We start from the raw sequence: 6,607 nt of genomic DNA on the forward strand, positions 1-6,607 counted from the left end.
GAGGCACGTCGTTACCGCCATAGGGAGCCCGATGCGACATGGATGCGGAAGTACTCGAGATACGCCAGCACATGGGACGCTTCCCGCCTTTCGAAGCCCTGGACGATGAGCTGCTCGACGAGGTGGCCGGGCAGGTCGAGGTGGGCTACTTCCAGGCGGGGTCCGACATTCTGCAGTTCGATCAGGAGCTGCATGAACTCTGCTACATTCGCAGCGGAGCCGTGGAAGTGCGGCGCCGTACGGGCGATCTCTACAATCGCCTGGGTGAAGGGGACATTTTCGGCCACTTCAGTCTGCTGAGGAATCACCGGGTGCGTTTCCCTGCCCGCGCCTTGGAAGACACCCTGATCTACTTCATTCCCGAGGCTCTCTTCGTGCGCCTGTGCGAGGCCGACGAGCACTTCTCCGACTTCGTCGAGCTGGAGCGCCCGCGGCTGGAAGCAGCGGTGGAGCAGCACAAGAAGGCCAACGACATGATGATCACCCGGGTGCGCAAGCTGCTCACCCGCTACCCGGTGATGGTCGAGGCCAGTGCCACGGTGCAGGAAGCGGCGCGCCAGATCACCGAGGCTCAGGCATCGTCGGCGCTGATCCTCGATGAACCCGGCGACGATCACGATCCTCGTCACACCTTCACCGACAGCCAGGACCGCCCCTGGCGGCTGCGGGGCATCCTCACCGACAGCGACTTTCGTACGCGCATCGTGGCCGAGGGTCTGCCGCCCGACACCCCGGTGGGGGAGCTGACGGGGGGCAGAGTGATCACGATTCAGTCCGACGAGTCCGTGCATGAAGCAATGCTGTGCATGCTGCGCAACAATATCCATCACCTGCCGGTGCTCTATCGTCGGCGGCCGATGGGCATCGTCCATCTCTCCGACATCATCCGCTACGAGACCCACAGCAGCCTCTACCTGGTGAGTAACATCTTTCATCAGTCCAGCGTCGAAGGGCTGGCGCGGCTGGCCCCGGACGTGCGCGTCGCCTTCGTACGCATGGTGGAAGAGGGGGCAAACTCGCAGATGGTGGGAACGGCGCTCTCCACCATCGGGCGCAGCTTCGTGCGGCGGCTGCTGGAGCTGGGAGAAGCGTCGCTGGGTCCACCGCCCGTGGCGTACTGCTTCATGGTCAACGGTTCCATGGCACGCAACGAGCAGACCGTCGTTACCGATCAGGACAATGCCTTGATCCTGGCCGACGACTTCGATCCGGCCCGGCATGACGACTATTTCGCCAACCTGGCGAAGTTCGTCAGCGATGGGCTAGCGGCTTGCGGCTACACCTACTGCAAGGGCGAGGTCATGGCCACCAACCCCAGGTGGCGACAGCCACTCAAGGTGTGGAAGCGCTACTTCAGCGAGTGGATCGACTCGCCCACCCCGGAGCGCCTGCTGCACTGTTCGATCTTCTTCGACCTGGACAGCGCCTACGGCGAGGAAGCCTACATCGAGCAGCTGCAGGACCTCATCGCCGATAAGGCACCGCGCAGCCCCCGGTTTCTGGCCGCAGTGGCACGCAATGCGCGGAACCGTACGCCGCCGCTGGGCTTCTTTCGTACCTTCGTGATGGAGAAGGATGGCAAGCACAACAACTCCATCAACCTCAAGCGCCGGGGCACGGCGCCGCTGGTCGATCTGATACGCGTGCACGCTCTGGCCTGTGGCTCACGGGCTCAGAACAGCTTCGAGCGGCTGGATGCCATCGCCGCCACGCAGCTGTTGGCGCCGGGCGTCGATGCCAAGCTGCGTCATGCCATGGAGTTGCTCTCCATGGTGCGGATTCGCCATCAGGTCATCGATCTTCAGCAGGAGCACGAGCCGGACAACAACATCGAGCCGGAAAACGTCGCCGACAGCGAGCGCCACCATCTCAAGGATGCGTTTCAGGTACTCAGCCGTGCCCAGAAGTTCCTCAAGTATCGTTACCCGATACCGGGACCCACCGGCCGGGATCGTTGAAGCATGCTGTCCCATCGCCTGGCATCGCGCTCACAGGTGCAGGAGTGGCCCGCCTACCTGCAACAGCGCGCCGACGCAGCCCACGATCCGCTGCTGAAAGCCTTCTTCGCCGCCGGTTGTCCCGCGCCTGAGACGCCGATCGGCGAGGTACCGCTGGTCGCTCTGGACCTGGAAACCACCGGGCTCGACGTTCAGCGTCACGCCATCGTGAGCATCGGTCTGGTGCCCTTCAGCCTGTCGCGCATACCGCTGGCACTGCGGCGTTACTGGGTCGTGCGCCCCAGCCGTGCGCTCTCCGATGCTTCCATCACCCTGCACCGCATCACGCATTCCGAAGTGGCCGAAGCCCCCGATTTCGGCGACATCCTTCCCGAACTCCTCGAGGCCTTGGCCGGGCGTATCGTCGTCGTGCACTTCCGCCATATCGAGCGGCCTTTTCTCGCCGACGCGATCAAGGCGCGGTTGGGGGAAGGGGCGCGGTTTCCGATGATCGATACCATGTCACTGGAAGCGCGGCTGCACCGGCTCTCGCTGTGGGCTCGGCTGCAGCGATGGATGCGGCGGCCGCCGGTTTCGATACGTTTGGGAGACAGTCGGAGGCGCTATGGGTTACCGGATTACCAGGGCCACCATGCCCTGGTCGATGCCTTGGCCACGGCCGAGCTGTTCCAGGCGCAGGTAGCCAAGCATTACGATGCCGCGACGCCGGTAGGCAAGCTCTGGACCTGAGACTAAGCCTGCAGCGCTTGGCGGGATTCGCCTACAGCCACAGCTCGGCGAAGGTGTTGCCATCCACGGGACGGCCGAAATGGAAGCCCTGCACGCCGGTGCAGCCAAGGGCTCGCAGTGCCTCGGCCTGTTCGGCTTCCTCGACCCCTTCGGCCACGGTTTGCATGCCCAGGGTCTGGGCCATGGCGATGATGGTGGAAACGATGGCGTGATCGTGGCTGCTCTTGAGCATGTCCTGGACGAAGGACATGTCGATCTTGAGGGTGTCGGCGGCAAAGCGCTTGAGGTAAGTGAGAGAGGAGTAACCGGTACCAAAGTCGTCGATGGCCAGACTGAAACCGGCCTTGCACAGGGCTCGAGTGATGCGCACGGTCTGCTCGGGGTTACGCATCAGGCCGCTTTCGGTCAGCTCCAGCCCCAGCTTGCCGGGGGAGACCCGGGTGGCGATGCGCTGGATATGCTCGGCAAGACGTGGGTCATCCATCTGCTGGGCGGATACGTTGACGCTGAGCCGGCCCGGAAACGGTTTGCCTTGTCGCTCCCAGGCTGCGATCTGCTGACAGGCGGCTTCCAGCACCCATTCGCCCAGTGGCCGGATGAGGCCCTGCTCCTCCGCCAAGGGGATGAAGATGCCGGGGCTGACCTGGCCGAGGATCTCATCGTGCCAGCGGCACAGGGCTTCGGCGCCGATCAGCTTGCCGCTCTTGAGGCTGAACTGAGGCTGAAAGGCCAGCGACAGCTTGCCTTTGGCCAGGGCGTCGCTGAAACGTAGCTGCAGTATCTCATGCTGCTGCAGCTCATCGGCCATGGTGGCAGTGAAGAAACGCGTGCGGCTGCTGTCGCGCTTGGCATGGTTGAGCGCAATGCTGGCGTGCTGGAACAGCGATTGAGCATTGTCGGCATCGCGTGGGAACAGTGCGGCGCCGACACTCGTGGAGATCGAGAAACTGCGCTCCGAGAGTTGAATCGGCGCCAGCAGGCTGTTGCGGTAGCGCTCGATGGCGTGCGCCATGGCGGCCGGCCGGGTGTCGGTGAGCAGCACCATGAACTCGTCCCCGCCCAGGCGGGCAAGGAACTCACCCGTGTCCGCCTGAGCGCTGAAGCGAGTGGCGATCTCGGCGAGAACCTGATCGCCCAGCTCGTGCCCTTGGGTGTCGTTGATCTGACGAAAACGCTGCAGGTCGAGATAGAGCAGGCCCAGGCAGGTGTCGTGCAGCCGGGCCTGCTCGCAGGCCTCTTCCAGCCGCTCCATCAGGCAGCGCCGGTTGGGCAGCCCCGTCACGCTGTCCCAATAGATGAGCTGCTGGATGCGGTAATCGCTGCTGCGCCGCTTTTCCTCTTCGGATCGGCGTGCCATCTCGGCGCCTGCCTGGGCCGCGGCAATACGCAGTACCTCCGCACCATAGGCGGCAAGGTCGAGCGGCCGGCTCGAAAGTACGGCCAACAGGCCGACGAGGTGGCCTTGGGGGGCGCGTAGCGGAACGCCCACGTAGCTCTCGACCCCCAGCTCCAGCAGCATGGCATCGTCCGGAAAGCGTTGACAGACGCCCTCGGTGAACTCGCACACCTCGTCGTTCAGCACATGCTCGCAGGGCGTGCCAGCCAGCGTGTAGACGGCAGCGGGCTGGAGCGCGCCATGCGACCAGAAAGCAACGGTGCGGATGGTGGCGTCATCGGAAAGCAGCTTGCCGATAAGCACATGCTCCCCATCGAAAATGGAGGAGAGCCGTTCGACAAGATGGTCGAACGCCAGGGGAGTGCCGGCCTTGCCCAAGCCATCGGCGAGCAGACGAAAGGCGTCTTCGGGTGCCATCATGGGCGTAGAACGGCTCCTTCGGCATAGTTGTAATGATCTATTCGAAATATGCCCGAAGCGGTGGCGGGTTACTAGTGGCCGTATGGCACATGAACCACTTGACTAATGGGATTTTTCTCGAGCCAATTGCTTGCCGCGGTATCTCACTGCTCGGCCGGGAGAGCGTCTCGCCGGTGTCATCGAGATGCGATACCCGGGGCCGGGCGGCCTTCCGTGGCCGCTCTGGCAGGGATCCTTGCCGATGATCAGCCGCGTGGCTCGCTCATCAGCCCCTTGACGATGGCGTAGCAGCCGGCCAGCAGCACCAGTGTGAAGGGCAGACCGGTGGAGATGACGGCCGCCTGAAGCGCGGCCAGGCCGCCGCCAACCAGCAGGGCGATGGCAATGGCGCCCTCGATGATGGCCCAGAAAATGCGCTGCGGCTTGGGCGCATCCACCTTGCCACCGGCGGTGATGGAGTCGATCACCAGCGAGCCGGAGTCGGAAGAAGTGATGAAGAACACCACTACCAGCACGATGGCCACGAAGGAGGTGATCTGGGTCAGGGGCAGGTTGCCCAGCATGATGAATAGCTCATCGGAGGCCGTGCCCTCGAAGGTCCCGGCGAGCAACTGCTGGATGCCGGCGCTGCCGAAGGAAGTCATCCACAGCACCGATACCAGCGAAGGTACCAGCAGAACGGCGATCAGGAACTCGCGCACGGTGCGGCCACGCGATACACGGGCGATGAACATGCCGACGAAGGGCGACCAGGAGATCCACCACGCCCAGTAGAAGGCGGTCCAGCCTTGGCTGAAGTTGGCATCTTCACGGCCGAAAGGATTCGAGAGGCCGGGGAGATAGGTAAGGTAGCCGATCAGGTTCTGGAAAAAGCCGGTCATGATCATCAGTGTCGGGCCCACCAGGATCACGAAGGCCAGCAACAGGAATGCCAAGCCCATGTTGAGCTGAGACAGACGCTGCACGCCTTTTTCCACACCCAGGGTGATCGAGCCAATGGCCACTAGGGTGATGGCGGCGATCAGCAGCACCATGGTGGTGTTGGTATCGGGTACGCCGAACAGGTCGTTCATGCCACTGGTGGCTTGCTGCGCCCCCAGACCGAGTGACGTGGCAAGGCCGAACAGCGTGGCGAAGACCGCCAGGATATCGATGACATGCCCGGGCCAGCCCCACACGCGCTCACCCAGGATGGGGTAGAAGATCGAACGCATGGTCAAGGGCAGGCCCTTGTTGAAGGAGAACAGTGCCAATGCCAGCGCGACCACGGCATAGATCCCCCAAGGGTGCAGGCCCCAATGGAAAATGGTCGCCGCCATGCCCAGCGTGATGGCGCCGGACTCGTCGCCCTCGGCACCGCCCAGCGGAGCCCAGTCGGTACGTATGCCGTCCTCGGTGGCGATGCCGCCCAGCGCGGTCTGGTAGTGTGAGATGGGCTCCGACACACCGAAGTACATCAGGCCGATGCCCATGCCGGCGGCGAACAGCATGGCGAACCAGCCGGCATAGCTGAAGTCAGGTTTTGCCTCCTGCCCACCAAGACGCACTTTGCCTAGCGGCGTGAAGATCAGCACGATCGACAGAAGCGCGAAGATGTTGGCGGCCAGCAGGAAAAACCAGGCCAGGTTTCCGGTAAGAAAGTCGAAGGTAGCAGAGAAGATCGGTGCGACCTGGTCCTGCAATGCCAGGGTGATGATCACAAAGAACATCACCACGATGGACGAAACGGCGAAGACTTTGCCATGCAGGTCCACATCGATACCCATCGGTGATGCGGAAATATTGTCCTGGCCGATGACGTAGTCGGTGTCGATCAGGTTGGCTGGTCCTTCCGGAGCCGGCACGCCTTCGGAGGTCTTGGCCTCCTTGTAGCGTTCATCGCGAGAAGTGTTGTCCACGTTACGCTCTCCCATTGAAACGTCCTGGTACGAGGATGGTGGTGTTGTGATGCTTGTTGCGGTGATGCCGGCCGGACCGGCGGCTGAGTTATCGTCAAATCTGGTGGATGGCGATCAGGCCGCATTCCTGTCTGATTGATCAACCACTTGCTCCCCGTCCTGGAACTTGACGTTGCTGACGACCAGTTCCAGCTTCTGGAAGTGCT

The 6,607-nt window shown here is 63.0% G+C and carries 4 protein-coding genes; 2 read left to right on the forward strand and 2 right to left on the reverse strand.

What is annotated here, in order from left to right; translation table 11 throughout:
- Window positions 1-38: 38 nt before the first annotated feature.
- The gene (locus HOP58_RS09220; protein WP_234252762.1) at window positions 39-1,958 is read left to right on the forward strand and encodes a DUF294 nucleotidyltransferase-like domain-containing protein; all 1,920 of its coding nucleotides are present in this window, start codon (window positions 39-41) and stop codon (window positions 1,956-1,958) included.
- Window positions 1,959-1,961: 3 nt separating this feature from the next.
- Window positions 1,962-2,687 (forward strand): 3'-5' exonuclease, encoded by a 726-nt coding sequence (locus HOP58_RS09225; protein ID WP_010629592.1) that lies wholly within the window; start codon window positions 1,962-1,964, stop codon window positions 2,685-2,687.
- Between the two features lie 31 nt (window positions 2,688-2,718).
- Here HOP58_RS09225 and HOP58_RS09230 read toward each other — a convergent pair whose 3' ends face one another.
- On the reverse strand, window positions 2,719-4,503 hold the full coding sequence (locus HOP58_RS09230) for a sensor domain-containing phosphodiesterase (RefSeq protein WP_234260141.1): 1,785 nt from the start codon (window positions 4,501-4,503) through the stop codon (window positions 2,719-2,721).
- Between the two features lie 245 nt (window positions 4,504-4,748).
- Entirely contained in the window at window positions 4,749-6,416 is a 1,668-nt protein-coding gene (locus HOP58_RS09235) for a BCCT family transporter (protein WP_234260142.1), read from the reverse strand.
- Window positions 6,417-6,607: the final 191 nt, after the last annotated feature.

Source organism: Halomonas sp. MCCC 1A11062 (assembly GCF_021404355.1).
GTDB classification, from domain to species: Bacteria; Pseudomonadota; Gammaproteobacteria; order Pseudomonadales; family Halomonadaceae; genus Halomonas; species Halomonas aerodenitrificans.